The organism is Bacillus sp. FSL K6-1012 (assembly GCF_037964915.1).
Classification (GTDB): domain Bacteria; phylum Bacillota; class Bacilli; order Bacillales; family Bacillaceae; genus Bacillus; species Bacillus halotolerans.
In genome coordinates this window covers 2,048,343-2,071,187 of record NZ_CP150175.1, presented here as the reverse complement: position 1 = coordinate 2,071,187, position 22,845 = coordinate 2,048,343, and the positions used below count along the sequence as shown (strand labels likewise).

General features: G+C 40.3%; 35 protein-coding genes. 11 read left to right on the top strand and 24 right to left on the bottom strand.

The features are described 5' to 3' along the window. Nucleotides 1-386 precede the first annotated feature (386 nt). On the bottom strand, nucleotides 387-794 hold the full coding sequence (locus tag NSS75_RS10650; protein WP_010334424.1) for a CoA-binding protein: 408 nt from the start codon (nucleotides 792-794) through the stop codon (nucleotides 387-389). A 168-nt stretch (nucleotides 795-962) separates the two neighbouring features. Here NSS75_RS10650 and plsY point away from each other — a divergent pair, with 168 nt between their 5' ends. Continuing rightward, complete coding sequence (plsY, locus tag NSS75_RS10645; protein WP_024121591.1) at nucleotides 963-1,544, top strand: glycerol-3-phosphate 1-O-acyltransferase PlsY; 582 nt, start codon at nucleotides 963-965, stop codon at nucleotides 1,542-1,544. Nucleotides 1,545-1,646: 102 nt separating this feature from the next. Next, nucleotides 1,647-1,934 carry a HesB/YadR/YfhF family protein gene (locus tag NSS75_RS10640; RefSeq protein WP_024121590.1) on the top strand — a complete coding sequence of 96 codons (288 nt, stop codon included), beginning with the start codon at nucleotides 1,647-1,649 and terminating at the stop codon, nucleotides 1,932-1,934. A 31-nt stretch (nucleotides 1,935-1,965) separates the two neighbouring features. Here NSS75_RS10640 and NSS75_RS10635 read toward each other — a convergent pair whose 3' ends face one another. The 7 genes from NSS75_RS10635 to acnA all read right to left on the bottom strand — a co-directional run bounded on the left by NSS75_RS10635 (nucleotide 1,966) and on the right by acnA (nucleotide 6,790). Next, on the bottom strand, nucleotides 1,966-2,265 hold the full coding sequence (locus NSS75_RS10635; protein WP_024121589.1) for a hypothetical protein: 300 nt from the start codon (nucleotides 2,263-2,265) through the stop codon (nucleotides 1,966-1,968). A gap of 14 nt (nucleotides 2,266-2,279) precedes the next feature. After that, on the bottom strand, nucleotides 2,280-2,696 hold the full coding sequence (locus NSS75_RS10630) for a YbgC/FadM family acyl-CoA thioesterase (RefSeq protein WP_024121588.1): 417 nt from the start codon (nucleotides 2,694-2,696) through the stop codon (nucleotides 2,280-2,282). 80 nt (nucleotides 2,697-2,776) lie between these two features. Next, complete coding sequence (gene tlp, locus NSS75_RS10625) at nucleotides 2,777-3,028, bottom strand: small acid-soluble spore protein Tlp (RefSeq protein ID WP_024121587.1); 252 nt, start codon at nucleotides 3,026-3,028, stop codon at nucleotides 2,777-2,779. A 35-nt stretch (nucleotides 3,029-3,063) separates the two neighbouring features. Continuing rightward, nucleotides 3,064-3,210, bottom strand: coding sequence for an acid-soluble spore protein SspN (sspN, locus tag NSS75_RS10620; protein ID WP_024121586.1), 147 nt, complete (start codon nucleotides 3,208-3,210; stop codon nucleotides 3,064-3,066). Between the two features lie 64 nt (nucleotides 3,211-3,274). Then, complete coding sequence (locus NSS75_RS10615) at nucleotides 3,275-3,400, bottom strand: FbpB family small basic protein (protein WP_003244964.1); 126 nt, start codon at nucleotides 3,398-3,400, stop codon at nucleotides 3,275-3,277. Between the two features lie 80 nt (nucleotides 3,401-3,480). Then, nucleotides 3,481-3,990: a redoxin domain-containing protein gene (locus NSS75_RS10610; RefSeq protein ID WP_024121585.1), complete on the bottom strand. Its 510-nt coding sequence runs from the start codon at nucleotides 3,988-3,990 to the stop codon at nucleotides 3,481-3,483. Between the two features lie 70 nt (nucleotides 3,991-4,060). Then, nucleotides 4,061-6,790, bottom strand: coding sequence for an aconitate hydratase AcnA (gene acnA, locus NSS75_RS10605; protein WP_103671503.1), 2,730 nt, complete (start codon nucleotides 6,788-6,790; stop codon nucleotides 4,061-4,063). A 227-nt stretch (nucleotides 6,791-7,017) separates the two neighbouring features. On the opposite strand from acnA, the gene sspO reads away from it, so the two are divergent. The 4 genes from sspO to NSS75_RS10585 all read left to right on the top strand — a co-directional run bounded on the left by sspO (nucleotide 7,018) and on the right by NSS75_RS10585 (nucleotide 8,473). Beyond that, nucleotides 7,018-7,164: an acid-soluble spore protein SspO gene (gene sspO, locus NSS75_RS10600; RefSeq protein ID WP_003221239.1), complete on the top strand. Its 147-nt coding sequence runs from the start codon at nucleotides 7,018-7,020 to the stop codon at nucleotides 7,162-7,164. A gap of 31 nt (nucleotides 7,165-7,195) precedes the next feature. Further along, the gene (locus NSS75_RS10595) at nucleotides 7,196-7,342 is read left to right on the top strand and encodes a small acid-soluble spore protein P (RefSeq protein WP_003221237.1); all 147 of its coding nucleotides are present in this window, start codon (nucleotides 7,196-7,198) and stop codon (nucleotides 7,340-7,342) included. Nucleotides 7,343-7,420: 78 nt separating this feature from the next. Next, the gene (gene cotM / locus NSS75_RS10590) at nucleotides 7,421-7,813 is read left to right on the top strand and encodes an outer spore coat protein CotM (RefSeq protein ID WP_081638313.1); all 393 of its coding nucleotides are present in this window, start codon (nucleotides 7,421-7,423) and stop codon (nucleotides 7,811-7,813) included. Nucleotides 7,814-8,044: 231 nt separating this feature from the next. Then, a complete protein-coding gene (locus NSS75_RS10585) occupies nucleotides 8,045-8,473 on the top strand; it encodes a DUF2621 domain-containing protein (RefSeq protein WP_024121582.1) in 429 nt (142 codons plus the stop codon). A gap of 30 nt (nucleotides 8,474-8,503) precedes the next feature. Here NSS75_RS10585 and NSS75_RS10580 read toward each other — a convergent pair whose 3' ends face one another. The 3 genes from NSS75_RS10580 to NSS75_RS10570 all read right to left on the bottom strand — a co-directional run bounded on the left by NSS75_RS10580 (nucleotide 8,504) and on the right by NSS75_RS10570 (nucleotide 10,235). Then, on the bottom strand, nucleotides 8,504-8,995 hold the full coding sequence (locus tag NSS75_RS10580; protein WP_081638316.1) for a CcdC family protein: 492 nt from the start codon (nucleotides 8,993-8,995) through the stop codon (nucleotides 8,504-8,506). An 80-nt stretch (nucleotides 8,996-9,075) separates the two neighbouring features. Then, nucleotides 9,076-9,438, bottom strand: coding sequence for a response regulator (locus NSS75_RS10575; protein ID WP_010334411.1), 363 nt, complete (start codon nucleotides 9,436-9,438; stop codon nucleotides 9,076-9,078). A gap of 89 nt (nucleotides 9,439-9,527) precedes the next feature. Further along, nucleotides 9,528-10,235, bottom strand: coding sequence for a cytochrome c biogenesis protein CcdA (locus tag NSS75_RS10570; RefSeq protein ID WP_024121580.1), 708 nt, complete (start codon nucleotides 10,233-10,235; stop codon nucleotides 9,528-9,530). A 220-nt stretch (nucleotides 10,236-10,455) separates the two neighbouring features. On the opposite strand from NSS75_RS10570, the gene ynzD reads away from it, so the two are divergent. Beyond that, nucleotides 10,456-10,629 carry an aspartyl-phosphate phosphatase YnzD gene (gene ynzD, locus NSS75_RS10565; protein ID WP_003238195.1) on the top strand — a complete coding sequence of 58 codons (174 nt, stop codon included), beginning with the start codon at nucleotides 10,456-10,458 and terminating at the stop codon, nucleotides 10,627-10,629. A gap of 73 nt (nucleotides 10,630-10,702) precedes the next feature. Here ynzD and NSS75_RS10560 read toward each other — a convergent pair whose 3' ends face one another. The 6 genes from NSS75_RS10560 to yneA form a co-directional block, all read right to left on the bottom strand. After that, nucleotides 10,703-10,921 carry a YneF family protein gene (locus NSS75_RS10560; protein ID WP_003221221.1) on the bottom strand — a complete coding sequence of 73 codons (219 nt, stop codon included), beginning with the start codon at nucleotides 10,919-10,921 and terminating at the stop codon, nucleotides 10,703-10,705. An 85-nt stretch (nucleotides 10,922-11,006) separates the two neighbouring features. Next, nucleotides 11,007-11,453 (bottom strand): sporulation inhibitor of replication protein SirA, encoded by a 447-nt coding sequence (gene sirA / locus NSS75_RS10555; protein WP_095713923.1) that lies wholly within the window; start codon nucleotides 11,451-11,453, stop codon nucleotides 11,007-11,009. Nucleotides 11,454-11,605: 152 nt separating this feature from the next. Next, a complete protein-coding gene (gene tkt, locus NSS75_RS10550) occupies nucleotides 11,606-13,609 on the bottom strand; it encodes a transketolase (protein ID WP_339237470.1) in 2,004 nt (667 codons plus the stop codon). A 174-nt stretch (nucleotides 13,610-13,783) separates the two neighbouring features. After that, a complete protein-coding gene (locus NSS75_RS10545; RefSeq protein ID WP_024121576.1) occupies nucleotides 13,784-14,017 on the bottom strand; it encodes a DUF896 domain-containing protein in 234 nt (77 codons plus the stop codon). A gap of 63 nt (nucleotides 14,018-14,080) precedes the next feature. Beyond that, nucleotides 14,081-14,734: a recombinase family protein gene (locus NSS75_RS10540; protein WP_024121575.1), complete on the bottom strand. Its 654-nt coding sequence runs from the start codon at nucleotides 14,732-14,734 to the stop codon at nucleotides 14,081-14,083. A gap of 17 nt (nucleotides 14,735-14,751) precedes the next feature. Further along, the gene (yneA, locus tag NSS75_RS10535; RefSeq protein WP_059291742.1) at nucleotides 14,752-15,063 is read right to left on the bottom strand and encodes a cell division suppressor protein YneA; all 312 of its coding nucleotides are present in this window, start codon (nucleotides 15,061-15,063) and stop codon (nucleotides 14,752-14,754) included. Nucleotides 15,064-15,219: 156 nt separating this feature from the next. Here yneA and lexA point away from each other — a divergent pair, with 156 nt between their 5' ends. Then, nucleotides 15,220-15,837 (top strand): transcriptional repressor LexA, encoded by a 618-nt coding sequence (gene lexA / locus NSS75_RS10530; RefSeq protein ID WP_010334405.1) that lies wholly within the window; start codon nucleotides 15,220-15,222, stop codon nucleotides 15,835-15,837. A 391-nt stretch (nucleotides 15,838-16,228) separates the two neighbouring features. On the opposite strand, the gene NSS75_RS10525 is transcribed toward lexA, so the two are convergent. Further along, entirely contained in the window at nucleotides 16,229-16,657 is a 429-nt protein-coding gene (locus NSS75_RS10525) for a hypothetical protein (RefSeq protein ID WP_024121573.1), read from the bottom strand. Nucleotides 16,658-16,738: 81 nt separating this feature from the next. Further along, nucleotides 16,739-17,161 carry a FosM family fosfomycin resistance protein gene (fosM, locus tag NSS75_RS10520; protein WP_095713921.1) on the bottom strand — a complete coding sequence of 141 codons (423 nt, stop codon included), beginning with the start codon at nucleotides 17,159-17,161 and terminating at the stop codon, nucleotides 16,739-16,741. 196 nt (nucleotides 17,162-17,357) lie between these two features. Between fosM and NSS75_RS10515 the strand changes: the two genes are divergently transcribed. From NSS75_RS10515 to NSS75_RS10505, 3 genes are read left to right on the top strand one after another with little or no spacing between them, the layout of a single operon-like run. Further along, nucleotides 17,358-17,561 (top strand): DUF892 family protein, encoded by a 204-nt coding sequence (locus NSS75_RS10515; protein ID WP_024121571.1) that lies wholly within the window; start codon nucleotides 17,358-17,360, stop codon nucleotides 17,559-17,561. Then, entirely contained in the window at nucleotides 17,558-17,857 is a 300-nt protein-coding gene (locus NSS75_RS10510; RefSeq protein ID WP_059335692.1) for a spore coat protein, read from the top strand. Before NSS75_RS10515 ends, NSS75_RS10510 begins: the two co-directional genes overlap by 4 nt. A gap of 8 nt (nucleotides 17,858-17,865) precedes the next feature. Further along, complete coding sequence (locus NSS75_RS10505; protein ID WP_339237460.1) at nucleotides 17,866-18,318, top strand: YndM family protein; 453 nt, start codon at nucleotides 17,866-17,868, stop codon at nucleotides 18,316-18,318. Nucleotides 18,319-18,340: 22 nt separating this feature from the next. On the opposite strand, the gene NSS75_RS10500 is transcribed toward NSS75_RS10505, so the two are convergent. The 5 genes from NSS75_RS10500 to NSS75_RS10480 all read right to left on the bottom strand — a co-directional run bounded on the left by NSS75_RS10500 (nucleotide 18,341) and on the right by NSS75_RS10480 (nucleotide 22,811). Continuing rightward, nucleotides 18,341-19,099 (bottom strand): poly-gamma-glutamate hydrolase family protein, encoded by a 759-nt coding sequence (locus tag NSS75_RS10500; protein ID WP_339237457.1) that lies wholly within the window; start codon nucleotides 19,097-19,099, stop codon nucleotides 18,341-18,343. Between the two features lie 239 nt (nucleotides 19,100-19,338). After that, nucleotides 19,339-19,650: a hypothetical protein gene (locus NSS75_RS10495; RefSeq protein WP_024121567.1), complete on the bottom strand. Its 312-nt coding sequence runs from the start codon at nucleotides 19,648-19,650 to the stop codon at nucleotides 19,339-19,341. A gap of 110 nt (nucleotides 19,651-19,760) precedes the next feature. Beyond that, nucleotides 19,761-21,392 carry a YndJ family protein gene (locus NSS75_RS10490; RefSeq protein ID WP_339237454.1) on the bottom strand — a complete coding sequence of 544 codons (1,632 nt, stop codon included), beginning with the start codon at nucleotides 21,390-21,392 and terminating at the stop codon, nucleotides 19,761-19,763. Then, complete coding sequence (locus tag NSS75_RS10485; RefSeq protein WP_127695128.1) at nucleotides 21,386-22,006, bottom strand: DUF4166 domain-containing protein; 621 nt, start codon at nucleotides 22,004-22,006, stop codon at nucleotides 21,386-21,388. The genes NSS75_RS10490 and NSS75_RS10485 overlap by 7 nt, the downstream gene beginning before the upstream one ends. A gap of 4 nt (nucleotides 22,007-22,010) precedes the next feature. After that, on the bottom strand, nucleotides 22,011-22,811 hold the full coding sequence (locus tag NSS75_RS10480) for a hypothetical protein (RefSeq protein WP_106021654.1): 801 nt from the start codon (nucleotides 22,809-22,811) through the stop codon (nucleotides 22,011-22,013). Between the last annotated feature and the right edge of the window lie 34 nt (nucleotides 22,812-22,845).

Genomic DNA, 22,845 nt, shown 5'->3' with positions numbered 1-22,845 from the left:
ACAAACCCCTTTCAAAAAACTAACATTCTCTTTTTCATTGTTACTTGTCAATTGTATAAAAGTATTTTTCATAATCCTTGCCCCGGTGCGCTTCTGCCTTGGACTCTCCATTATAACCAATGTCATCCCATTCTCAACATACAGCTAACGAATCATTCCGTAAAACATCCAAAAGTGCTGTTTTTCCAAGATGAGAACGTATGTTTGTTTATTATATATAAAGCAGCGGACCTTCGCAAATCGAACGGCCGGAACCCAGCTTAGCAAGGCATTCAAAAAAAGCTGTTCAAGCTTTATTGTATCTGTTTCACAGTAATTCGCAAACAATATCTTTACATGAAAAAGCAAAAATCCTTGAATTCACAAGGATTTTTGCAGCTCTGCACCTATTTTGTTACAGCGTGTGCCACTTTTATGCACAGATCCATGATGACCGTTCTGCCTTCTTCCTTCAGCATCTGATAAGCCTCTTCGTTTACCAGGCCTTGCTGCGCCCAAAATACCGGGGCATCTGTCTCCAGAAACTCTTTAGCGACATCAGGAAGCTGTTCTGAACGTCTGAATACATTTACGATATCAATCGGACCGTCAATTTCTTGTAACGATGATACGGCTTTTACACCAAGCGCCTCTTCGATCGTCGGATTTACTGGTATGATTTCGTATCCCGCATCCTGCATCGCTTTTGATACCATATACGATGTTCTATCGGGACGGTCTGAAAGCCCGACTACAGCAATTCTCTTACTTCCATCAAGAATTTCTTTGATTTCCGCTTTTGAAGGGTTTTGCATGATAGACCACTCCTTTTTGTTTATTCTACACGACCGAAAAGGAAGAAATCAAAATATGATGTATGGCTGATTAGATTTGTAAGCAAACTTTACAAAAAAACTTATCATCAGATCATGATATCTCATGTTAAAATAGAGATTAGGGACATTAAAAAAGGAGAAATGTAGATGTTAATTGCTTTATTGATTATTTTGGCCTACTTGATAGGCAGCATTCCATCTGGCTTAATCGTAGGGAAGCTTGCCAAGGGAATTGATATTCGGGAGCATGGAAGCGGAAACTTAGGCGCTACCAACGCGTTCCGTACACTGGGCGTAAAAGCTGGTTCGGTTGTCATAGCCGGAGATATTTTAAAAGGGACACTGGCAGCTGCATTGCCTTACCTCATGCATGTTGATATTCATCCGCTCCTTGCGGGAGTCATAGCGGTTCTTGGCCATGTGTTTCCTGTGTTCGCCAAATTTAAAGGCGGCAAAGCCGTAGCAACTTCGGGAGGCGTCTTGCTGTTTTATGCACCTCTGTTATTCATTACAATGGTTGCGGTCTTTTTCATCTTTTTATACTTGACTAAATTTGTCTCTCTGTCATCAATGTTAACAGGGATATATACTGTCATATATAGTCTCTTTGTACATGATAAGTATTTATTGATTGTCGTCACGCTGCTCACTGTTTTTGTAATATACAGGCACCGGGCGAATATCAAACGAATTATCAATAAAACAGAACCTAAAGTCAAATGGTTATAATGGTTATAAATGTTTCAAAAACTTCTATTTTGACACGAGATAGCCTTATACGTTTATAATAGAGAAAATCAAATGATAACAAAGGGAAAAGGGGGTCCTGTTATGAATATGACAGTTAACGAAGACGCGCTGAACTGGTATAAAGAAGAGCTCGATTTACAAAACGGAGACCAAGTTCGATTTTTCGTCCGCTATGGCGGCTGCAGCAACGTTCAAAAAGGCTTTTCTCTCGGAGTGGCGAAAGATGCTCCCCAAGAGGCAGGAGTCACGGCAGAAGTCGGCGGCATTACCTTCTTTATTGAAGAAAGTGATCTTTGGTACTTTGACAACCATGATCTTCTCGTCAGCTATTCAGAGTCGGCTGATGAGCCTGTATTTGAATACCATTAAGAAAAAGAACGCATATCATATGCGTTCTTTTTTATAAATGAAAACGTGTGAGATGGTCGGTCAGCTTTTCTTGTTCTAAGATATATTTTTGCGTCTCGCCCAATAGATCAAAGTGGGGAAATTCGCTTTTTTTATGTATCCATTCTTCCTTCAAACCGTACGCCGCACCCCATTGAACCAGCTTATCAATATCTGCACAGCCTGCTTTTGTCACGGTTTTAGATTCCGGGAAACGGTCATCCAGCCAATAATGTGTTAAAAATGCGATTTCCCCTCTTTTGACTGCCTTCTTCCAGCGGTTAACTTCCTCCCGTTTCACGCCAAATGCCATATGTCATTCACTTCCTATTTTTTGGCCTTTTCATATGCTGCGTGCCAATCGGGGAAAGCCTTACGAAACTGAATCGGTTTAAAACTTTCTTTATCCACACAAATATGAGATGATTTCGCTTGAATAGATAGCTCACCAGCCGGATTATAAATATGGTAGCCATATATGGTTTTAAAGCCGTTGTATTCCTCAATCCATGTGTGCACCACCGCAGTTTCTCCATAATGGAGGGGTTTTTTGTAGGAAATATTGATATCAACGACTGGAGAAAGCACGCCTTTCTTTTCCATATCACTGTATAAAAAGCCTAGGTCTTTAATGAGTGCCGTCCTTCCGACCTCCATCCAAACAAGATAATTCGCATGATACACGATCCCCATTTGATCTGTTTCGGCGTAACGCACTTCTATTTCTGTTTTTGATACATGCAAGATACTCTGCTCCCTTAATCAGTTTAGCCCCATTTTACCACATCCAAATCAGAAAGAAAAAAACCAGGTTTCCCTGGTTTTTACGAACGGTATCCGTTTTCTCTCGCTTCGGATTCGTCTTGAATTTCATTGCGAAATGCTTCGATGCTCTCTTCCCGTCTTGCGTTTTTTTCTTTGATGCGCTGCTTATCTTCTCCTGAAGCAAACTCCATTGATTCCTCTGCTTCTTCTATATTTTCGATTGTATTTTGGACCATATCCTGCAGTTTCTCTACGTTGTCGGAACGGTCGTCAGGATTAGGCTGCTGATATTGATTTTGGTTTTTTGTCATTGGGATGAACCTCCTAGAATAAAATCAATCCGGCGCTACTCGCCTTTCGTCTGCATGATAATTGGCTGCTGACCAGAAGTATCGTGCATTTTTTCCCCTTTATTGCGTTTATATTTAACAGGCTTCGTACCCAAGTGGCTTGGAGCATATTGAGGCTGACCGTTTTTCTTGTTGTTTCCCATGTTTATCCCTCCTCAACAAATAGGATTCTCAAAAGGAGGGGCAAACATGAATACAAATTAAAGGTTATTTTTGCTTAAATCGCTGTTCAAGCTTTTCCTCAAGCTGATTTAAATATTCCGTATTCGTCATCAGCTCTTTTTTGTTTTCCATGACGAGCTCATGAAAAGATCGTTTTCTCATCTTCTTCACTCTTCTCACCTCCGCGTATTCTTTTATTTTTTCCAATTCTGAAAATTTGTAAGCATGTTTGCAAAATAAAAAAACTGAATCTAATGAAGATCCAGTTTTTCTTTCATCTCTTTTTTTGTCATGGTCCCGATATGTATGTCTTGAATCACGCCTTTTTCATCTAAAATATACGTAGTTGGGTATGAAAACACATTATAGTCAGCATTAATTCCTTTTTTATCAATCAAAATGGGGAAGGTTAAATGATACGTATCAGCAAAGGTTTGCACCTGTTTCTCGCTTTTCTCAGCTGAAGTGAAATTAACTGCAATAACCGCTACATCTGAGTGCTCCTTTTGCAGTTCCTCCATCGCCGGCATTTCCTGTCGGCACGGTTTGCACCAAGTTGCCCAGAAGTTAAGCAGAACTTTTTTACCTTTAACATCTGATAAAGAGGTCCTTTCTCCTGATAGCGTTTTCAGAGTGAAGTCAGGCGCTTGCTGTCCCTCTTCAATGCCTATTTCTTTTTTGCTAAATTGCTGATAGATGTTCCAGCACATGTATCCGGCAAGCCCAATCAACAGGATTCCCGCCACCCATTTTTTCAGCATAATGTCACCCCCGGAGCTATCTTATCTCATAAAAAGAAGAGAAAGCAGGGTGCCTTCTCTTCTTCATACATTATGATTGCTTCATTTTTTCGCGAAGCACCATTTGCAGAATTCCGCCATGGCGGTAATAATCAATTTCAACTTCACTATCGAAGCGCACAAGCGCTTCAAATGTTTTTACACTTCCGTCTTCATCAATTGCTCTTACTGTAACGATATCACGAGGGCGTACGCTTTCATCAACATCCACCTCGATCACTTCTTTACCGCTTAAGCCGAGTGTATCCGCATTTTCACCTTGTTTAAATTGAAGCGGGAGCACACCCATGAATACCAGGTTACTTCTGTGGATTCTTTCAAAGCTCTCAGCAATTACAGTTCTAATGCCGAGCAGGTTTGTTCCTTTTGCAGCCCAGTCACGGGAAGATCCCATACCATAATCTTTGCCCGCTAAGATGGCAAGGCCTGTTTTATCTTCTTTATATTTCATGCAGGCATCATAGATTGATGTCACTTCACCAGTCGGCCAGTACGTTGTAAATCCGCCTTCTGTGCCCGGCGCGATTTGGTTTTTGATGCGGATGTTTGCAAATGTTCCTCTCATCATAACCTCATGGTTTCCGCGGCGTGAACCGTAGGAGTTAAAGTCACGAGGTGACACACCTTTTGCTTGCAAGTATTTTCCGGCAGGTGTATCTTTTCCGATTGCCCCTGCAGGAGAGATATGGTCGGTTGTGACTGAATCGCCGAATTTACCGACAACACGAAGGCCTTTTAAAGGTTCAACCTTGCCTGGTTCAACTGACATTTCTTCGAAGAATGGCGGGTTTTGGATATAAGTTGACTCATTATCCCATTTGTATAGCGCTTCATCTGTTGTCTCAATCTCATTCCAGCGTTTGTTGTCATCGAATACTGTTTCGTACTCCTTGCGGAAGAGCTCCGGTGTAACAGTTTGTTTAACAAGTGAATTAATTTCGTCCATTGACGGCCAAATATCGTTGAAGTACACTTTTTGTCCGTCTTTTCCGACACCGATCGGATCCGTCTTCAGGTTAATGTTCACTGTTCCAGCCAGCGCATAAGCTACTACAAGCGGCGGAGAAGCAAGATAGTTACCTTTCACAAGCGGATGAATACGTCCTTCGAAGTTACGGTTTCCAGAAAGAACAGACGTAATCAACAGGTCATTTTTCGCAACTGCTTCTTCAATTTCCGGTGAAAGCGGACCTGAGTTTCCGATACATGTTGTACATCCGTATCCGACGAGGTTAAAACCAAGCTCTTTCATGTATGGAAGAAGGCCTGAATTAACAAGATATCCTGTAACAACCTTAGAACCCGGTGCAAGTGATGTTTTCACGTAGTTAGGCACTTTGAGTCCTAATTCAACCGCTTTTTTCGCCACAAGGCCGGCGCCGATTAAGACGTATGGGTTAGATGTATTTGTACAGCTTGTAATCGCAGCAATAGCGATTGCACCTGTTTTCATGACTGTTTCTTCGCCGTTAAGCAATTTAAATTTAATTTCTTTGTCTTCCTCTTCGGCGTTTAATCCGAATCCTTGGTTACCCGCAGGGCTGACTAAGTGCTTTTTAAACGTTTCCTGCATAGCAGAAAGCGGAATCAAATCCTGAGGACGTTTTGGACCGGAAAGGTTTGCTTCAATTTTAGACAAATCAATTTCAACGACATCAGTAAATTGCGGGTCTTCTACATCTGGAGTATAGAACAAGCCGTTGCTTCTGCAGTATGCTTCTACTACGTCAATATGTTCAGCATCGCGGCCTGTCAAACGCAGATAATTTAGAGCTTCTTCATCTACAGGGAAGAATCCGCATGTTGCACCGTATTCCGGAGCCATGTTAGCGATTGTCGCACGGTCTGCCAGCGGCAGTTCAGCAACTCCCGGTCCGAAGAACTCAACAAATTTACCGACTACGCCTTTTTCACGCAGTACTTGTGTCACTTTTAACGCCAAGTCAGTGGCTGTTGTTCCATTCGGAAGCTTTCCGACGAGTTTCGCGCCGATTACCTCAGGAACAGGGAAATAAGAAGGCTGCCCAAGCATTCCGGCTTCCGCTTCAATTCCGCCGACACCCCAGCCGAGAACACCGATTCCGTTAATCATTGTTGTATGCGAGTCGGTTCCTACCAGCGTATCAGGATACGTAATCAGTTCTCCGTCTTCTTCGACTGCGTGGACAACACTTGCCAAGAACTCAAGGTTTACCTGGTGAACGATACCTGTTGCTGGCGGTACTGCCTGGTAGTTATTAAACGCTTTCTTTGCCCAGCTTAAAAATTTGTAACGCTCTGCATTTCTTTCGAATTCCAAGTCCATATTAATAGCCAGAGCATCTTCTGTGCCCGCTTTATCAACCTGTACAGAGTGGTCGATGACAAGATCAACAGGAATCTCAGGGTTGATTTTGTCAGGATCTCCGCCGACAGCTGCCATTGCTTTACGTAATGAAGCAAGGTCAACTACTGCCGGTACCCCAGTGAAATCTTGTAAAATAACGCGAGATGGTTTAAACGGAACATCGATTTCCTTTAACTCGGCAGTTCCCCATTTTGCCAAATTTTCCACGTGTTCTTTTTTGATGACGAATCCGTCAACTTGACGCAATACAGATTCTAAAAGAACTTTAATGGAATAAGGAAGCTTCGACACATTTCCGATCCCCAAATCTTCCAATGCTTTCAAAGAGTAGTAATGATAAGTTTTCCCATTTGTAGTAAACGATTTTCTCGCTTGGAAAACGTCTTGTGCTGCAGTTTTTTGCTCGTTTGCCATTCTCCAAAATCCCCCTTCAGATCAGTTCATTCTCAGATGAACATTACATTCCATCACAATTTTCTCACAATTTCATATTAAAACAAAATCATACATAAGTAAATATCAATGTTTTTATTAAATACAATAAGATCGGCTTATCAGGGCAAAAAAGAGGGAAATTTTACTGTCTGCACTCTTTCATATTCCTCATTGAAAGAAGCCATATTATGATTGAGGTGATAATGATGGTCAAACGAAAAGCAAATCACGTAATAAATGGGATGAATGACGCGAAAAGCCAAGGCAAAGGCGCCGGCTATGTAGAAAACGATCAGCTTGTACTGACTGAAGCAGAACGCCAAAATAACAAAAAAAGAAAAACCAATCAATAACGTTGAACTCTTTTAAGGAGGTTCTCATTTTATGACCAATAAAAATACAAGTAAAGATATGCATAAAAACGCTCCTAAAGGACACAATCCGGGTCAGCCGGAACCCCTCAGCGGAAGCAAGAAAGTGAAAAACAGAAATCACACAAGACAAAAGCACAATTCAAGCCATGATATGTAATAAAAGCAGACCTTAGCGTCTGTTTTTTTATGCGTTCACCCATTTCTGACCAACTGCATAAGCTAAAGCAAGGTTGATATATGGAGGAATGCTTCCATGACCCATTCAAAACGAAATGATGCTAATGATTTCGATGGTATGGAGGAATGGCTTCGGCAATTTTTTGAAGATCCGTTCGCCTGGTACGACGAAACATTACCTATTGATCTATATGAAACAAGTCAGCAATATATTATTGAAGCAGATCTGTCGGCTATACAGCCGACACAAATCACAATTACCTTGTCCGGATGTGAGTTCATCCTGACGGTTAAATCCTCAGAACAGACTCTTGAAAAACAAATGATGCTTCCTTTTTATTTGAATGACAAGTCGATTGAGACTGAATGCGAAAATCAAATTCTCACAGTTGCCGTCAATAAAGAGACGAATGATGGCTCTTCTTTTTCTCTTCAATTCCCTCTCAGCTAAAATCAAAAGTCACTTTCATCCCCTATAATGAAAGTGACTTTTTTTCCGTCCATTTATCGTCAAATACCCTCTAGTGACTCTCCCATGGCCAAATAGCAGATTCACTATACAATAGAATATGATCTACCATCTCTTTTGACTAGACGTCTATCATTTTTTTCTATTTTTTTAAACATTGTTCTTCTATTCTTTCTTCATATACAATATGGTTAGTATAAGGGGGAATGATTGATGCTGGAAGGCTGGTTTTTGTGGTTTATTCTGTTTTGGGTGATCACGATGATTGTCTTGTTATCAATCGGCGGATTTTTTATGTTTCGAAAGTTTTTAAAGCGTTTACCAAAAGAGGACGGCAAATCTGAGCTGGATTGGCAGGATTACTATATTGAAAACAGCAGACATCTATGGAGCAATGAAAACAAACAATTTCTCGATGAATTGGTCACACCTGTTCCGGAGCTGTTCAGAGATATAGCTCGAGCAAAAATTGCCGGAAAAATCGGAGAGCTGGCATTAAAAGAAAACGCAGCAGCAATTGATCAGCGGCTTATTATCAAAGGTTATATCCTGGCTACTCCGAAAAGAGACCATACCTTTTTAAAGAAACATCTAAGAGACAAGAAAATCGATATTGAACCTTATCAAGCCCTTCTTAAATAAAAAACCTTTCCCGCAAGGAGGAAAGGTTTTTTAATTCATTTGAATGTCTGCTGACTGCAGCTCGCTTTGAAGTTTTCGGTATGACAGATACATGGCGATTCTCCACGGCACAATCATACCGAAAGCCAGAATCCAAAACATTCCGCTCAGTGCGCCGTAATCAACCGATGTGCTTAAAATTGATTTCATCACAATTCTGATCACTAAAAGGCCGATTAATATAAAGACAAATGCCTTAGAGCGTTTCATGTAAATTTCATTATTTTTAATTTCAAACTTTGAAGTTTTTATAAGAAAAATAGAGAAAATCACGCCTAAAGTGATCGCTTCTAAAAACTCTTCACCCGTTACCCAAAAAACCGGAAATAAAAACATTAACGCCCCCGTACTCATAAAAATCGGCGGGAGAATGATTTTTTTCGGTGAAACGGGCTTATCGGAAGACTTAATTCTGACCACCATCACAGCTGCAGCCATTAAAACAGCAACAATTGATGAAACTATAATCATCATACTTATCATTCCTTTGTTTTCTCGGAGTGTTGACACTATATACTATACTCCAAAACAATAAAAAAAACCATTTTGAAAAGAAATGACTTTCAATTTCCCATAACGCGGTTGACAGCTTCTAATACTTTGGACTCCTCAAACGGTTTGACAATAAAATCTTTTGCCCCAAGTTCAATGGCTTCCGTCACAATTCTTTGCTGGCGCATTGCGGTACACATGATTATCTTTGCTTTAGGGTCAAAGGATATGATCTCACGAAGCGCCTTAATGCCGTTTTTCACCGGCATCGTAATATCCATCGTCACTAAGTCAGGTCGAAGTTTTTTATACAGGTCAGCCGCTTGCTCGCCGTCCGCCGCCTCGCCTGCTATTATGTAATTTGCCTCTTCCAAGATCTCTCTGATTTTTACTCTCATGAACTTGGCGTCGTCTACAACTAAAACTCTTGTCATATTCCCCTCCAAAAATCGAATTCCTCAGGTAATAGTCTTATTGTACCAAAAACAAAAGGATTAGTAGTAGTGCAAAAGTAATTTAACAGTCAGAAACCTGTAAATCCACCAAAAAGATCCGACAGTAAAATAATGATCAAGTTCATCCAGTCAAAAAATAGCAGTACCCCAATAACAATCATAAGTACACCGCCCGCTTTCATGATCAAAAGCTGATTCTTCCTGATCCACTTCAGTTTCGTGATGAAGAACGACAATAATACAAACGGAACGGCAAATCCGAGAACATATAGCATCATATACGGTATCGCTGAGCCAGGATTCGTACCTGCTAATGTGATAACAGCCCCCAAAATGGGACCGGTGCAAGGCGTCCATCCGGCCGCAAAAGCCATACCGATTAAAACGGAACCGAAAAAACCGCTTGGCCTATGCTTAAAATGGACTCTGCGTTCTTTCATGATAACTTCAGGCCGAAACACGCCAAGCGTAATAAAACCGAACAGAATAATGAGCAAAGCGCCAACTTGCCGAATGGCATCATGATAATCCCTAAACAGGGTTCCAATAAAAGATGTTCCATATCCTAAAGCTATAAAAATCACTGAAAACCCCAGCAAAAAAAACAGCGTATGGGCCAAGCTTCTTTTTTGCAGCAATAGTTTCTCTGTTTTCACATCATCCATGCTGACTCCTGTAATATATGACAGGAAAGCCGGATAAAGCGGCAGGCAGCAAGGCGAAATAAATGATAAAAATCCCGCACCGAATGTCAGAAAATAATTCACATCTCCCATGTCATCATCCCTTCATGATTTGACATTCCTTCAAGTTATGACAAAATCATTTCATTTTTTTAACACTTTCACTCGAAGGATTTCTATTTTCAAAAAAAACTTATATAATTTAATTTGACATTGAGACATTGTACTCCTTCTCATTTGAAAATTAGTATAAATATGGATATAATATAAACATTCACTTTTGAAGATCTAATGTATGAAAGGATACATCCCTGTGATTAGAGAGCATCTATTAAATGAAATTGAAAAAAAAAGAGCAGAGCTGCTGCAAATTGTCATGGCGAACGGAATGACATCTCATATTACGATAGAACTCAGTCAGGAGCTTGACCATCTTCTCATACAATATCAAAAACAGCGCCTTCGAGCAGTAGCGGGTGATGACTGATTGCAAAATAAAAAACCCGATAAAGGGTTTTTTATTTTATAACCATGTTTCTCTATATCATAATCTTTACGTATTATTTCGTTTGATTATTCATGGCTTTCATCATTTGATTGATTTTCTTTTGAGAAGGTTTCATTCCCATTTGCATCATCATCATGCGTAACATTTGTTCATTAATAGGCGGATTCTTTTTAAGATAGCTCATCATATATTTACGAGCAATAAAAAACCCGAGTGCAACACCTATGAGCAGTGCAACAACGCCCACTAGGATGCCAACCCATAAAGTCATTTTATTTCCTCCTTCATGTTGTCTAGTTTAAAGTGTACTAAACCAAAAGCTATTATACAACATTTACATCTCTTTTTCTTCGGTTTTAGACAAAATTTCTTTCTTTCACCGGATTTAACCACCCATACCGCTTCGTATTGAAATCCATTGCAAGAAAGCAAGGGCTTACTTTGCGAAGAACTTCAAAAAATATCGTTTCCGCCTCGTAATCTCCGTTAGCTACAATTTCAATCATGTGTTCTTTCATCATAAAAGACGCTTGTCCCTTTGCTTTTGGGAGAGATAATCTATAAATATAATCCAGCTGTGTATAGTTTGTATTGTTCAAATTCATTTTTAACCGCTGATGCATATGTAAAATCGGAATGGGTTTCGTAATATATTGAATTTGTTTCTCTGTCATTTCATACTGCTGCCTCGTCAGGCTTGTCCAATGATAGTCTTGAAACAGATCAAACATAACCGATTCCCGCCCGAAATAGTGATTGGCAAATTCCTCTTTGATCAGGTACGTATAGTAGTGACGTTCCATCTTCTCATCCCCTTTTCCAGCAGCATTTCATTTGCATTCTATTATACAAAAGAAGAGAAGAAAGAATTGTCTATTACTGTTAAACAGCCAATACTATTTTTGTCGGATAAACAAGAAAAAGAGGATGATTTGACTCATCCCCTTTGAAAAACTTATTTATTGATTAATGCTTTGACTCGATCCACAACGTTTGCAACTGAGAAGCCGTATTCATTGATAATGGTTTCGCCAGGAGCGGAGGCGCCGAATTTGTCAATACCGAGCACGTCTCCTTCAAGCCCTGTGTATTTGCCCCAGCCAAATGATGAGCCCATTTCAATCGCAAGACGTTTTCTCACATCTGACGGAAGCACGGAGTTTTTGTATTCATCCGATTGTTTCTCAAAACGATCTACTGAAGGCATGCTGACGACAGAAACATCAATATTTTCTTTCGCCAATTCTGCCTGTGCTTCAATTGCGAGGCCAACCTCTGAGCCCGTAGCGATAAGAAGAGCGGCAGGTGTTTCGTTTTTAGACTTAGAAACAACATAAGCACCTTTTTCTACACCAGCCAATGCCTCTTCAGCTGTTTGGTCGATTGTAGGAAGGTTTTGACGTGTCAATACAAGCGCTGTTGGGTGATTTGTGCTCTGCACCGCAAGCTTCCAAGCCGCTGCTGTCTCATTACCGTCTGCAGGGCGGATTAAAGAAAGGTTAGGCATTGCCCGTAATGAAGCAAGCTGCTCAACCGGCTCGTGAGTCGGTCCATCTTCACCGACCGCGATACTGTCGTGAGTAAAGACATATGTCACAGGAAGACCCATTAATGCTGCAAGGCGAATGGCCGGACGCAAGTAATCAGAGAAGACAAAGAATGTTCCGCCGAATACACGAAGTCCGCCGTGAAGCGCCATACCATTTAAGGCTGCACCCATAGCAAATTCGCGAACACCAAACCAGAAATTTTTGCCTGAGTAATCAAGCGCTGTATAATCACCGGAATTTTTAATCGTCGTTTTGTTTGATCCTGCTAAGTCTGCAGAACCGCCGACAAAGAACGGAATTTTATTCGCAAGACCGTTCAGAACTTCACCTGAAGAGGCACGGGATGCCAGACTGCTTCCTTTTTCATAAACAGGCACCTCTTGATCCCAGTCTTTCGGAAGTTCTCCTTTGATAGCCAGCTCAAGCTGTTCAGCGAGTTCCGGATAAATTTCTTTATATTTAGCGAATTGGTCATTCCATTCCTGTTCCTTTTTCTCGCCGGATTCTTTTACTGTTTTTGCGAAATGCTCATATACTTCTGACGGAACGTAGAAATCTTCTTCATACGTCCATGCATAAGCTTCTTTTGTTAATTTACTTTCTTCTTTGCCAAGCGGAGCACCGTGAACACCGGAAGTGCCGGCACGGTTCGGAGAACCGAAACCGATTGTCGTTTTTACTTCAATCAATGTAGGTTTCTTGTCGTTTTGGCGTGCTTTTTCAATTGCCGCAGATAATTCTTCAATATTGTTTCCATCTTCAACGTAAAGAACTTCCCAATTCATCGCCTCAAAACGCTGTTTCACGTTTTCAGAGAATGAACGATCCAGATCTCCGTCCAATGAGATGTCATTAGAATCGTATAATACGATCAGACGGCCAAGCTGAAGATGGCCTGCAAGTGAAGCGGCTTCAGAAGAAATACCTTCCATTAAATCGCCGTCACCGCAAATGCTGTATGTATAGTGATCGACTACATTGAATGAATCGCGGTTGTAAGTTTCGGCTAAATGGCGTTCTGCGATAGCCATTCCGACCGCCATTGCGATTCCTTGTCCAAGCGGCCCTGTTGTTGCATCAACACCGGCTGTATGTCCGAATTCCGGATGCCCCGGTGTTTTGCTGCCCCACTGGCGGAATCCCTTAAGATCTTCAATGCTGAGATCATACCCGCTTAAATGAAGCATGCTGTATAAAAGTGCTGATCCGTGTCCCGCAGATAAAACAAAACGGTCGCGGTTAAACCATTCAGGATTTGCCGGATTTACATTCATAAATTTTGTCCATAGCGTATATGCCATTGGCGCTGCCCCCATAGGCATACCAGGGTGACCAGAGTTTGCTTTTTCAATAGCGTCTATTGATAGTGTGCGAATGGTAGCAACTGATTTCTTTTCAATTGTATCCATAAAAATCCCCTTCCTTATATGTTGTACCCTTTCATCATAAATGTCTGACGACTTTTTCTCAACTGTTTCAGCTTAAATTTGAGAGAAACTTGATGAATTTTGTCGCTTGAAGAAAGCGCTGTTGTTTGTAGTATATACAAAAGAGGAATACGATATTGCCGTATTCCTCTTATATTAGTGAAGTCTGTTATTATTTTTTTCTCTTTTTAACTTTTCAGGTGTTACGTCATTGCCTTCAGGATCAATGATTTTTACACTTTTTAATGTGTTTTTCATAGAAGAACGAAATCCTTTTAGGTACTCTTGACGGAGCTTTTGCTGTTCAGCTTTTTCTTCTTCTGTAATAACGCCAGCTTTAGCTTTTGCGGCAAGTTCATTGATTCTGGCAATTTTTTCGTTTGAAATCATGATAAACTCCTTTATTGCATTTTGTCTATATACTACTAAAACAAGAGGAGTTTTACAACTGATTCACTCGCCTGTCTGCTCATTCTCTATGTATTCCTGAAAACGCCGATGGACTGTCGCCTTTGACACATCATAGCCAAAACCTCTCAACGTAGCCGCGATTTCAGCAAACGTCAGTTTATTCGCTCTCAACCGGACAATCTCCGAGATCGGAACTTCTATTCTTTCTTTTCCGCTGTTTTCATGCTGGTTTTTCAGGTTCTTTTGTGGCTTAAAACCATTTTTCACTGCGCGTTTCATTCCGCGTTTAATTTTCATGTTGTGGATTTTCCGCTGGTATTCCTCCACAATGCTGACGATTTCCAGCACCATAGAGTCAGCCTCTGATAACTCCAGCTCACCTCTGTGAGCGGTCGTATATACTTTCACACCTTCCCTGTAAATACAATGAAGAAGTGCAATTTTCGCGTTTCCCCGGCCGAGTCTTGTTTCATCCTGAACTAAAATCACATCAATATTTGAATTCTTGATATGATCAAGCAAATCAAATACACCATCCCGGTCCATTTCATATCCGCTGGCTTTTTCAGAAATCACTTTGACGACTTCCATGCCGTTCTCGGCAGCAATGGCCGTAAGCTCCTCCTCCTGCCGCTTTAATGAGGTTTCTTGCTGTTCTTTATTTGTGCTTACTCGGGCATAAATGAGTGCTTTCACCTTTCTACCTTTCCTCTCTATTTAACAGTAGCCAGTTCGTATGCAGCCGGGTGTTCCTTTTTTAATGGAATCACCAATTCATCCCCCGGCTGAATCTCAGACGTCTGGAGATTATTTTTTTCAGCTACCCATTCAACAAAATCACTTTTATTTATCTTTTTTGAGTCATCCACCTGATCAGCAAGCGACCAGAGCGTATCCCCAGACTGAACTTTTATTTTAACATATTGATTAAGCTCCTGGTCGCTGCTTGTATATGACAACAGAAGGATAACCACGCTTAGAATCACAGTGAACAGGCCGACAAAAATAATAGATTCTTTATTCATGATAACAACCTCCGACAAGAATGTTTGTTCGCTTTTTTATAATTTCAGTATATACGAACAAATGTTTCTGTCAATTGTTTTTTTCGAACCTATGTTTGTACTGTCAGGAAAATCATGCTATAATCTATTTAAAATCGACGTTTAGAGGTGCAAAAAATGACGAAGCTATCAAAAAGGCAACTTGATATCCTCCGTTTTATTAAAGCAGAGGTTAAATCAAAAGGATATCCGCCTTCGGTTAGAGAGATCGGAGAGGCTGTCGGCCTTGCGTCCAGTTCTACTGTCCATGGCCATTTGGCCCGTTTGGAAACAAAAGGGCTGATTAGACGCGATCCGACAAAACCAAGAGCGATAGAAATTCTGGATGAAGAAGTAGAGATTCCAAAAAGCCAAGTCGTTAATGTACCGGTAATCGGAAAAGTAACGGCGGGCTCACCTATTACAGCGGTTGAAAACATTGAAGAATACTTCCCGCTTCCTGACCGTATGGTTCCTCCGGATGAGCATGTGTTTATGCTGGAGATCATGGGTGACAGTATGATTGACGCAGGTATACTTGATAAGGACTATGTTATTGTAAAACAGCAAAACACGGCGAATAACGGTGAAATCGTAGTGGCGATGACAGAAGATGATGAAGCTACGGTAAAACGTTTCTATAAAGAGGATACACACATTCGCTTACAGCCTGAAAATCCAACCATGGCTCCGATCATACTGCAGAATGTCAGCATATTAGGAAAAGTAATTGGTGTGTTCAGAACTGTCCATTAAACTATTGAACTATCAGTTACAAAGAATAAACCCCCTCTTCCTTTGTGGAGTGGGGGTTTTGTTTTAAAAAAAGCAGGCTCGCCCTGGCTTAGGTGCGAACCTGAATAGGAGGAAAAAGAACATCATGTTTACACCATAATTATCCATCATTCAATTGTTGAAGTCAAGAAATTTTCTTTCCTTAACGAAACTTTTTAAAAAAAAGTGCTGTTTAAAAAATTAGACGTTCTTTTCTTATAAATGTTTCGATTTTCGGACGTGAAAAGATGAGTTATACTCTCCTCTTTTATATTGAGCGAGGCAAAAGGAAATATACTGAATATTTAGTACATAGTTTATTTAGTTAATTTATTCCGCAAAAAAAGCTCACTTCTTTTCAAAAATGTGAGCATCAATCAAAATTAAAATATTCTACACCATAGCGGCCTTTTACATGAACACTTGCACAGTTTTCTGAATGTTCTTCAGCTAATATTCGATACCGGTGATAAGGTTCAATGGAAACCTTATCGTGAGCGCTAAAGTCAAACCAATTACCGGTGAATTGTTTTGTGCTTAACGTAGTATAATCCCCTGCAAGTCCCATTCGCTGAAGCTTAATGTTAACTGAACAAGTGTTCACTCCTAATATCGTAAATTGGTATCCTAAAAAATAATCCATTGCCGGTACATCACTAATGTTTTCTACATAAAGCGCTTTTGTTCCGTCATTTAGAATAAAGTCGGTTTTATGCTCAAAATGTGAAGTTGCTGCATGAATGGTCCCGGTTCCAAAAACACATAGCAAAACAGCTGTCATGAGCAATATTTTATTTCTCAACTGCAATCCCCCTCCTTTACCATATATTAACCCCATAAGATAAATATGTATATTCCCTGTTACTCTGTTTCCCGTACTTTTTCAATCGTGAAAATCCATGTGGGTTTTAGCTTGCTTATAATATTGAAGTCTGTCTTGAAGAGTTCCTGTATGGAATTCAAATTTATGGCCGTCAGGATCAGTGAAATAAATTGATTTTCGATCACGTACATCTCGTTCTCTCCCAGACAAAATAGTAACATGAAGGTTTTTTAATTTTGCGGACATTTCTTCAAACTTGCTTTCCTCAATTGTAAAAGCGATATGGGTATAAGAAGCGTTAATATCATTTCTGGGAATGTCACGCTCTTCGTTGAGAGCCAGCCATATGCCGTTTAAATCGAAATATGCAGTGCTCTTTCCTTTAACCAGCAGTTTAGCATCAAAGACATTTTGATAAAACTCGATGGAAGTCAGTAAATCAGAAACAGAAAATAACAAGTGATTGATCCCTTTGATCTCCACTGTGTCTCCTCCTTAGTATTTAAAGATAGATGATTAAAAACCAGTGAATAATTGATTATTTTAACAGAAGCTCATCCCACCCCTTGTGTATGGGCATTGCAGCCAGAAAGTTTCAAACGACCAGCAAAAAATACCAGTGTAAACAAAAGCAATTTGTTCAAAATAAACCATATTACTTCAGAAGGGAATGACCGTTATGAATGGCTACGGCCTTCATGAAACGTTGGAATTGCACGAATTGCTTACGTTTAAGAATCTTTGTTTGACAAAATCTTCAACCATGACGGGACTTGTACAAGATGAAGAATTAAAGAGTATTCTTGAGCAGGATGCTCAAAAAACAAAACAGCAGGTTGCGCGTTTACAGGAATTGCTGTCAGTGAGAGGTGAACAAGCGTGAATGAGTTCTTTCAAAAATTAGCCGGAATGGGCAGCATGACCGAACAAGTGATCGCAACGGATTTTTTAATATCGGCAAAGACAGGCGTAAGGAATATTGCAGCTGCCATCACAGAATCTTCTTCCCCAGAAGTCAGGGAAACGCTGCAGCAATATTTACATGACGCGATGAATACCCATGAACAAATTTTTCATTATATGGCTGCAAAGGGTTTTTATCATTCTAAAGATTTAACTCAGCAAATAAGTGTCGATCTTGAGGCTGCAGATACCGCTAAAGATTTGCCACAAATATAGGTGATCAAATGAAACATATTATCGCTCTTGCTTCTAAGACAGCTTTAACTCTTGCCCTATTGTATGTGATTTTGGATAGAGTTTACCATGCTTCCTTTTTAAGTGTGCTGTTTATTGCATTTTTCTTAAGCTTTGTAACATACCTTTCCGGTGACATCCTGATCTTGCCGAGAACCAGCACTATGATAGCTTCACTGGCTGACTTCGGACTTTCACTCGTTATTCTTTGGGTCTTTCTTGAAACGCAAACTAGAAACGGTTTCTCACCGTTTGCAGCCGCTCTGATTGCGTCTGTCTGCCTTACTGTTTTTGAATATTTTTTTCACCGGTATTTACTGAAAAATGTGCTCGATGAAACATTCCGAAACGAACTGAATGTCAAAGATAACACCTTGCAATATCAAACTGAGGCATCAGATGAATTGTTTCCTGAAGCCAATGATCAGAAGGACGAAAAATAAGGAGGCGCAAAGCCTCCTTATTTTAATAGCTGTTTTCTATGAAATGGGTCATCACTTCTGTAAAATCATAAAACCTCTCATTTTGAGTCGTGGATCTGCTTTTTAAAGAAAAGATGCCAAACAAAGATTCTCTGAAACCTGTACTCATCTCTAACTGGATGCTCAAACCGGTTTTTGATTTATTCGCTATATTGTTTGGACTTACGCCTGCATGCGGATGATCCGTACCAACCAATTCAGCCGGAAAACCGGCTTTTTGCAGTTTTGAAACTAATTCTGCCGCTCTTGATCGGTCTGTTCCGCCGATTTGTATCTGTTGGTCCTCTCCTGCATATCCATGCAATGAAATGACATACTCATGACTTGCTACAAGCTTCAGTGCCTGAGGCTCATCAAAATGTGTGCTTGTTATATGCAGTACTGAATTTCCAGACGTCTTCAAACCTTCAAATAAATACATGGAATATTCTTTGCTGAGCTCTCTCGCTAATTCACTTGTGCCGCCTTCAATACCTCCTCCGTGAATAGCTAAAACAAGCACAGAGCTGCCGGTTTCTTTTGTGGCAATGTTATAATCTGAAGGATCTTCGTGATTCTTTAGTTCCTCGAAATTCTGATAGATATCCTCTGCATATACAGAAGAAACCGGAACAAACAACAAGAAAATTAACAACAATTTTACATTTTTTAAAGTTGATGGAAAACGTTTGACTATGTTACAATCAACATGCTTCAAGGAATGGAGCAAACGGCGGAGCAGGGATACTTTGGCCGGTTTCATCTACTCCGCCTCAAAACCAAAAACACAGGATGCTGGACTCTTTGAGGCTTTAGCACGAATTATCTCGTCCTCCTTGTTAAATTTTTGTTAAATTCACAATATTATATACCATTAGCCCGGGCGCTGTTCTTCACATTTATGAATTTATACTCCTTAGCAAAAAAGTAAGATCGCACCGGCTTTATTCTCATTCCCCCATTAAATAAAAAAATGCACCCGCCTGCTGGCTTGTGCACCTTTTACTTTCTGTTATTCCTGCGTTTCTTTACTTTATTGAGCTTATTAATGTCTTTTTCAATTTTTCTTATTCTCCGCTTTTGCGGCATGGCTTTTATTTCACTGTAAACAGCAATAAATCCGCTTAAAGTCACTGCTGCAATATAAATGAAACGGTGTTTGATAAAACGGTCAACAAGATCATAGTCACCTGCTTCTTTTTCAAGCCTTTCGATTACATCTTTATCGAATAGCTGATCGACATAAACTTGCTTCATCCCCACTGCAAATCCCGCAGCCAGCCATACAATCAGAAACAAACTGATATAAAACATAAAAACCCTTCCTTCCCCGTCTGTATGAGGTGCAGCATGAAAATGTGCCGAACCGATTGTTTACCGGACGAGAGACTGTCAGATGAACTATTGTCTTTGTTTTATATTATTCATTTGGACGGGCAATATGTAATGTCATAATCTACAGTTAGAAATTGAATCCCAAACAGCCACATTTCGTGAACAGCTGTTAACCTGCTTGCACCCGCCGGAGCATTTATAAGAAAGGTTTCAGATAATGGAAGCGGGCAGGTCCCGACTTTTGTTCTAAGATAAATCCCTTCATCCCCAGCACCGCTTTTTCTCCGCCTGCTGGTCAAAATCAGGTTCTCTTTGTGATGATAAGGCTTTAAAATGCCTGTCATGTTACTGAAAGGAAGCGGCAGAGAAATATTCATGTACCCCTCCCCTTTTGAGCGATATATAGAATACAGCGCGGTAAAAATGGTTTCGTTTTTTTCATTTGTTCTGATCCAGGCACGTACCTTTTTTCTTCCGTCTTTTTTTGAATGGACACCTTTTATTGTACTGTGCATCCTATACCAGTCAGGATTCGTTGACAGATGTATTTGTCCGGTTCTTTTGCTGATGTATTCATACATTTTCGCAAAGGGCTGAAACCAAGTGCTCCACGTCACTTTTGCTTTTACCTCATAATCTTTCGTCTGTTCATAAAAAGAAACAATCAACGGTGTCAAATGCTCCGGTGAAAAATCGTTTGAACGAAGGCTTCTCATATCATCCACAAGTCCGCTATATTGAATGTTATTTTCAGCGTGAATGTTGCGCAAAAAGTTCTTTCCGATTGTTCTCTTTCCGTATATACGGCTGAAAACCTTGACACTCGCATCCGATAGCTGAGGATTTTCTTTTCTCCATCCTGCAAGAGCCGGCAAAATAACACCGAATGCGTTCACGACACCGTGTATCCAAATCATTTGGCTGATGGTCAGCGTGACTTCTTGCCGGAATACACCGAATGAGTAAATGAAAGAGAAACAGATCGTTATCATTAACACGACAGAAGACAGTCGGATAAGCACTTTTCCTGTCTTACTGCGAAAAGCTGTCTTAAATATTAAGTATGAGTTAAGATAAAGTGCCGCCATATAGATACCAACCGCCAAGATATCAAGTGTTTTTGAGTATGTTATTCCGAGTGCGATGAGGAGCGGCGACAGTAAAATAATCCATGTCACCCAACCGTACATAACCCGTTTTTCTCTATTGACTCTGCCAAGTAAACCATTAAAGATCGGGATCAGAAAAGCAGAATAGTGAAAATGAACAGCTGTGAGCAAAATAATAAGAGGACTGAAGTGCAGGATATGTAAATGCGCAGCATAGGCAAAAAACCAAAATCCCCCTCCTCCTAAATAAACGAGTCCAAATAAAATAGATGTTTCTTCGATTCTATGTATTTTTGTTTTCAAGAGCCGCAACAAACCATATAAAGCCAACAAAGCAGTGTATATCCACCAGATCAGTGCAAAATACCCCACGTCGGTCACAAGGGCTAACACCGCGAAAACAGCTGCTGCCGGATAGATGTGCATCAATAATTTTTCCGAAAATTGAATAGTCCTGTGAGCTGATTGATGAAAAACAAAAGGAAAAATTCCCGGCACAAAAAAGAGAATGGAAAACAAGACAAGCGCCTCCGCAACTGATATGTCGGGAGCTTCAGATACAAGAAACCAAATGATACAAAGCGCACTAATGATGCCGTTTCGTTTTAACATACTTCTCCCTCTGTTTCCTGAAACGTCCCTTTATAATAAAAAAGAGTTCCCAGAATTGCATTTTCCACATGAACTTGAATAGTGAAACAGTTGTTGCTTTCATCAAAAGTTTCGCAAACAGTGGAATTACCGCTCAGCCATTTTGGCAAAGGAATTCTTTTTCCGCATATTAATAGCCATTGCTTTCCTGATGTAATGTAGAGAGACCCGTCAGAGAGTGCTTCAAAAGTTAAAACGGACAGCATAATATGAGGTTGGCCGAAAAAATCAAGTATTCGTTTTTCATTTTCGTCGTATACCATAACTGCATCAAAGAAACGCTTTTTATCTTTAAAGACAAAAGTCCGATTCCATTCAATCCCCGTATGTTCCTGCTTCGTAAGACATGTTCTGTTTTTAATTGTAAAAGGGATGTCCTTTCCTCTTTCTGAAAAGAAACATCTAAAAAACACCCCGCACTTCAGCAGCATTCTGACAAAAAAAGAACCTCCGCTTATTTCTGACATCGTTCCTCTTCCGCTGAATGTATGTGACCTGTCTAATTGATAACGTTTCTGCAGCTTGGGATGTAATAGATGATAATTTATAATTGTTTTTTTATACATTGAACTCACCATTTCACTTCTTTCTTTTTCGTTTCGTATGCCGAGCACTTGGAAGCCGGAGACTGATCAAGCCGCTTGCCGCAGTAATCACACTTAACAGTAAAGAATATATTCCAGCATCTAGAAAAGCGAAGACAGCAAAGATACAGGTCTGCACAGCATGAAGTGTCCATTTTCTCTTTAATGGACTCAGCCATAAAATGCCCAATCCTATCTTCGCAGCTCCTGCCATGTTGTTCGTTTCAAGATCTATAAACCCGTGGTAAAACCAAAACAGACTAAAAAACAAGCACGTCAGCATATAGACAAACGCATAACGGATCAATTGTTTCGGATGTTTATTTTGTTCAATCCAAAGTCTCAATGAATCAAAACTCCATGCTGTTGCCCAGCCCAACAGCGGCCGAAATAATAAACGGTCAATCCATCTTCCTAGAAAGCCATATGCCGTTTCATATTGATACTGCGTCATAAATGTAAGCTTCCCGTTATCATGCTGTATGTATTTCCAATACCCGCTGCCTTTTTTAATCAGGGATAACGGATGGTTGGAGGAAAAGGCCAGGGAGGATACTCTTTGAGAGGAATGCAATTTCGTACCCACGGTTTCACCAGCACCTGACACCTTTAATCCAAAGCCAATTCTTGTCTCGTAAAGAAACCTCTGCGCTTCATTTACGCTTCTGTGTAAATATGTAATATCAGAAAACCGCAGATCCCATTCCTTATGTAGCGATGGGTTTTGCGTATATTCCCAAAGCTTGTCTAGGTCAGATGTCATCTCGATTTCGACATAAATCGGCTTCTGTTTCACAGCCCCTCCTCCCTTCTTTTTCTAGCAGTTCCTA

Excerpts from the sequence above, each read along its gene's own strand:
- NSS75_RS10650 (WP_010334424.1), bottom strand. The coding sequence starts at position 794 with ATGCAAAACCCTTCAAAAGCGGAAATCAAAGAAATTCTTGATGGAAGT.
- plsY (WP_024121591.1), top strand. The coding sequence starts at position 963 with ATGTTAATTGCTTTATTGATTATTTTGGCCTACTTGATAGGCAGCATT.
- NSS75_RS10640 (WP_024121590.1), top strand. The coding sequence starts at position 1,647 with ATGAATATGACAGTTAACGAAGACGCGCTGAACTGGTATAAAGAAGAG.
- NSS75_RS10635 (WP_024121589.1), bottom strand. The coding sequence starts at position 2,265 with ATGGCATTTGGCGTGAAACGGGAGGAAGTTAACCGCTGGAAGAAGGCA.
- tlp (WP_024121587.1), bottom strand. The coding sequence starts at position 3,028 with ATGACAAAAAACCAAAATCAATATCAGCAGCCTAATCCTGACGACCGT.
- sspN (WP_024121586.1), bottom strand. The coding sequence starts at position 3,210 with ATGGGAAACAACAAGAAAAACGGTCAGCCTCAATATGCTCCAAGCCAC.
- NSS75_RS10610 (WP_024121585.1), bottom strand. The coding sequence starts at position 3,990 with ATGCTGAAAAAATGGGTGGCGGGAATCCTGTTGATTGGGCTTGCCGGA.
- acnA (WP_103671503.1), bottom strand. The coding sequence starts at position 6,790 with ATGGCAAACGAGCAAAAAACTGCAGCACAAGACGTTTTCCAAGCGAGA.
- sspO (WP_003221239.1), top strand. The coding sequence starts at position 7,018 with ATGGTCAAACGAAAAGCAAATCACGTAATAAATGGGATGAATGACGCG.
- NSS75_RS10595 (WP_003221237.1), top strand. The coding sequence starts at position 7,196 with ATGACCAATAAAAATACAAGTAAAGATATGCATAAAAACGCTCCTAAA.
- NSS75_RS10585 (WP_024121582.1), top strand. The coding sequence starts at position 8,045 with ATGCTGGAAGGCTGGTTTTTGTGGTTTATTCTGTTTTGGGTGATCACG.
- NSS75_RS10580 (WP_081638316.1), bottom strand. The coding sequence starts at position 8,995 with ATGATAAGTATGATGATTATAGTTTCATCAATTGTTGCTGTTTTAATG.
- NSS75_RS10575 (WP_010334411.1), bottom strand. The coding sequence starts at position 9,438 with ATGACAAGAGTTTTAGTTGTAGACGACGCCAAGTTCATGAGAGTAAAA.
- NSS75_RS10570 (WP_024121580.1), bottom strand. The coding sequence starts at position 10,235 with ATGGGAGATGTGAATTATTTTCTGACATTCGGTGCGGGATTTTTATCA.
- NSS75_RS10560 (WP_003221221.1), bottom strand. The coding sequence starts at position 10,921 with ATGACTTTATGGGTTGGCATCCTAGTGGGCGTTGTTGCACTGCTCATA.
- sirA (WP_095713923.1), bottom strand. The coding sequence starts at position 11,453 with ATGGAACGTCACTACTATACGTACCTGATCAAAGAGGAATTTGCCAAT.
- tkt (WP_339237470.1), bottom strand. The coding sequence starts at position 13,609 with ATGGATACAATTGAAAAGAAATCAGTTGCTACCATTCGCACACTATCA.
- NSS75_RS10545 (WP_024121576.1), bottom strand. The coding sequence starts at position 14,017 with ATGATTTCAAACGAAAAAATTGCCAGAATCAATGAACTTGCCGCAAAA.
- yneA (WP_059291742.1), bottom strand. The coding sequence starts at position 15,063 with ATGAATAAAGAATCTATTATTTTTGTCGGCCTGTTCACTGTGATTCTA.
- lexA (WP_010334405.1), top strand. The coding sequence starts at position 15,220 with ATGACGAAGCTATCAAAAAGGCAACTTGATATCCTCCGTTTTATTAAA.
- NSS75_RS10515 (WP_024121571.1), top strand. The coding sequence starts at position 17,358 with ATGAATGGCTACGGCCTTCATGAAACGTTGGAATTGCACGAATTGCTT.
- NSS75_RS10505 (WP_339237460.1), top strand. The coding sequence starts at position 17,866 with ATGAAACATATTATCGCTCTTGCTTCTAAGACAGCTTTAACTCTTGCC.
- NSS75_RS10500 (WP_339237457.1), bottom strand. The coding sequence starts at position 19,099 with ATGAAACCGGCCAAAGTATCCCTGCTCCGCCGTTTGCTCCATTCCTTG.
- NSS75_RS10495 (WP_024121567.1), bottom strand. The coding sequence starts at position 19,650 with ATGTTTTATATCAGTTTGTTTCTGATTGTATGGCTGGCTGCGGGATTT.
- NSS75_RS10490 (WP_339237454.1), bottom strand. The coding sequence starts at position 21,392 with ATGTTAAAACGAAACGGCATCATTAGTGCGCTTTGTATCATTTGGTTT.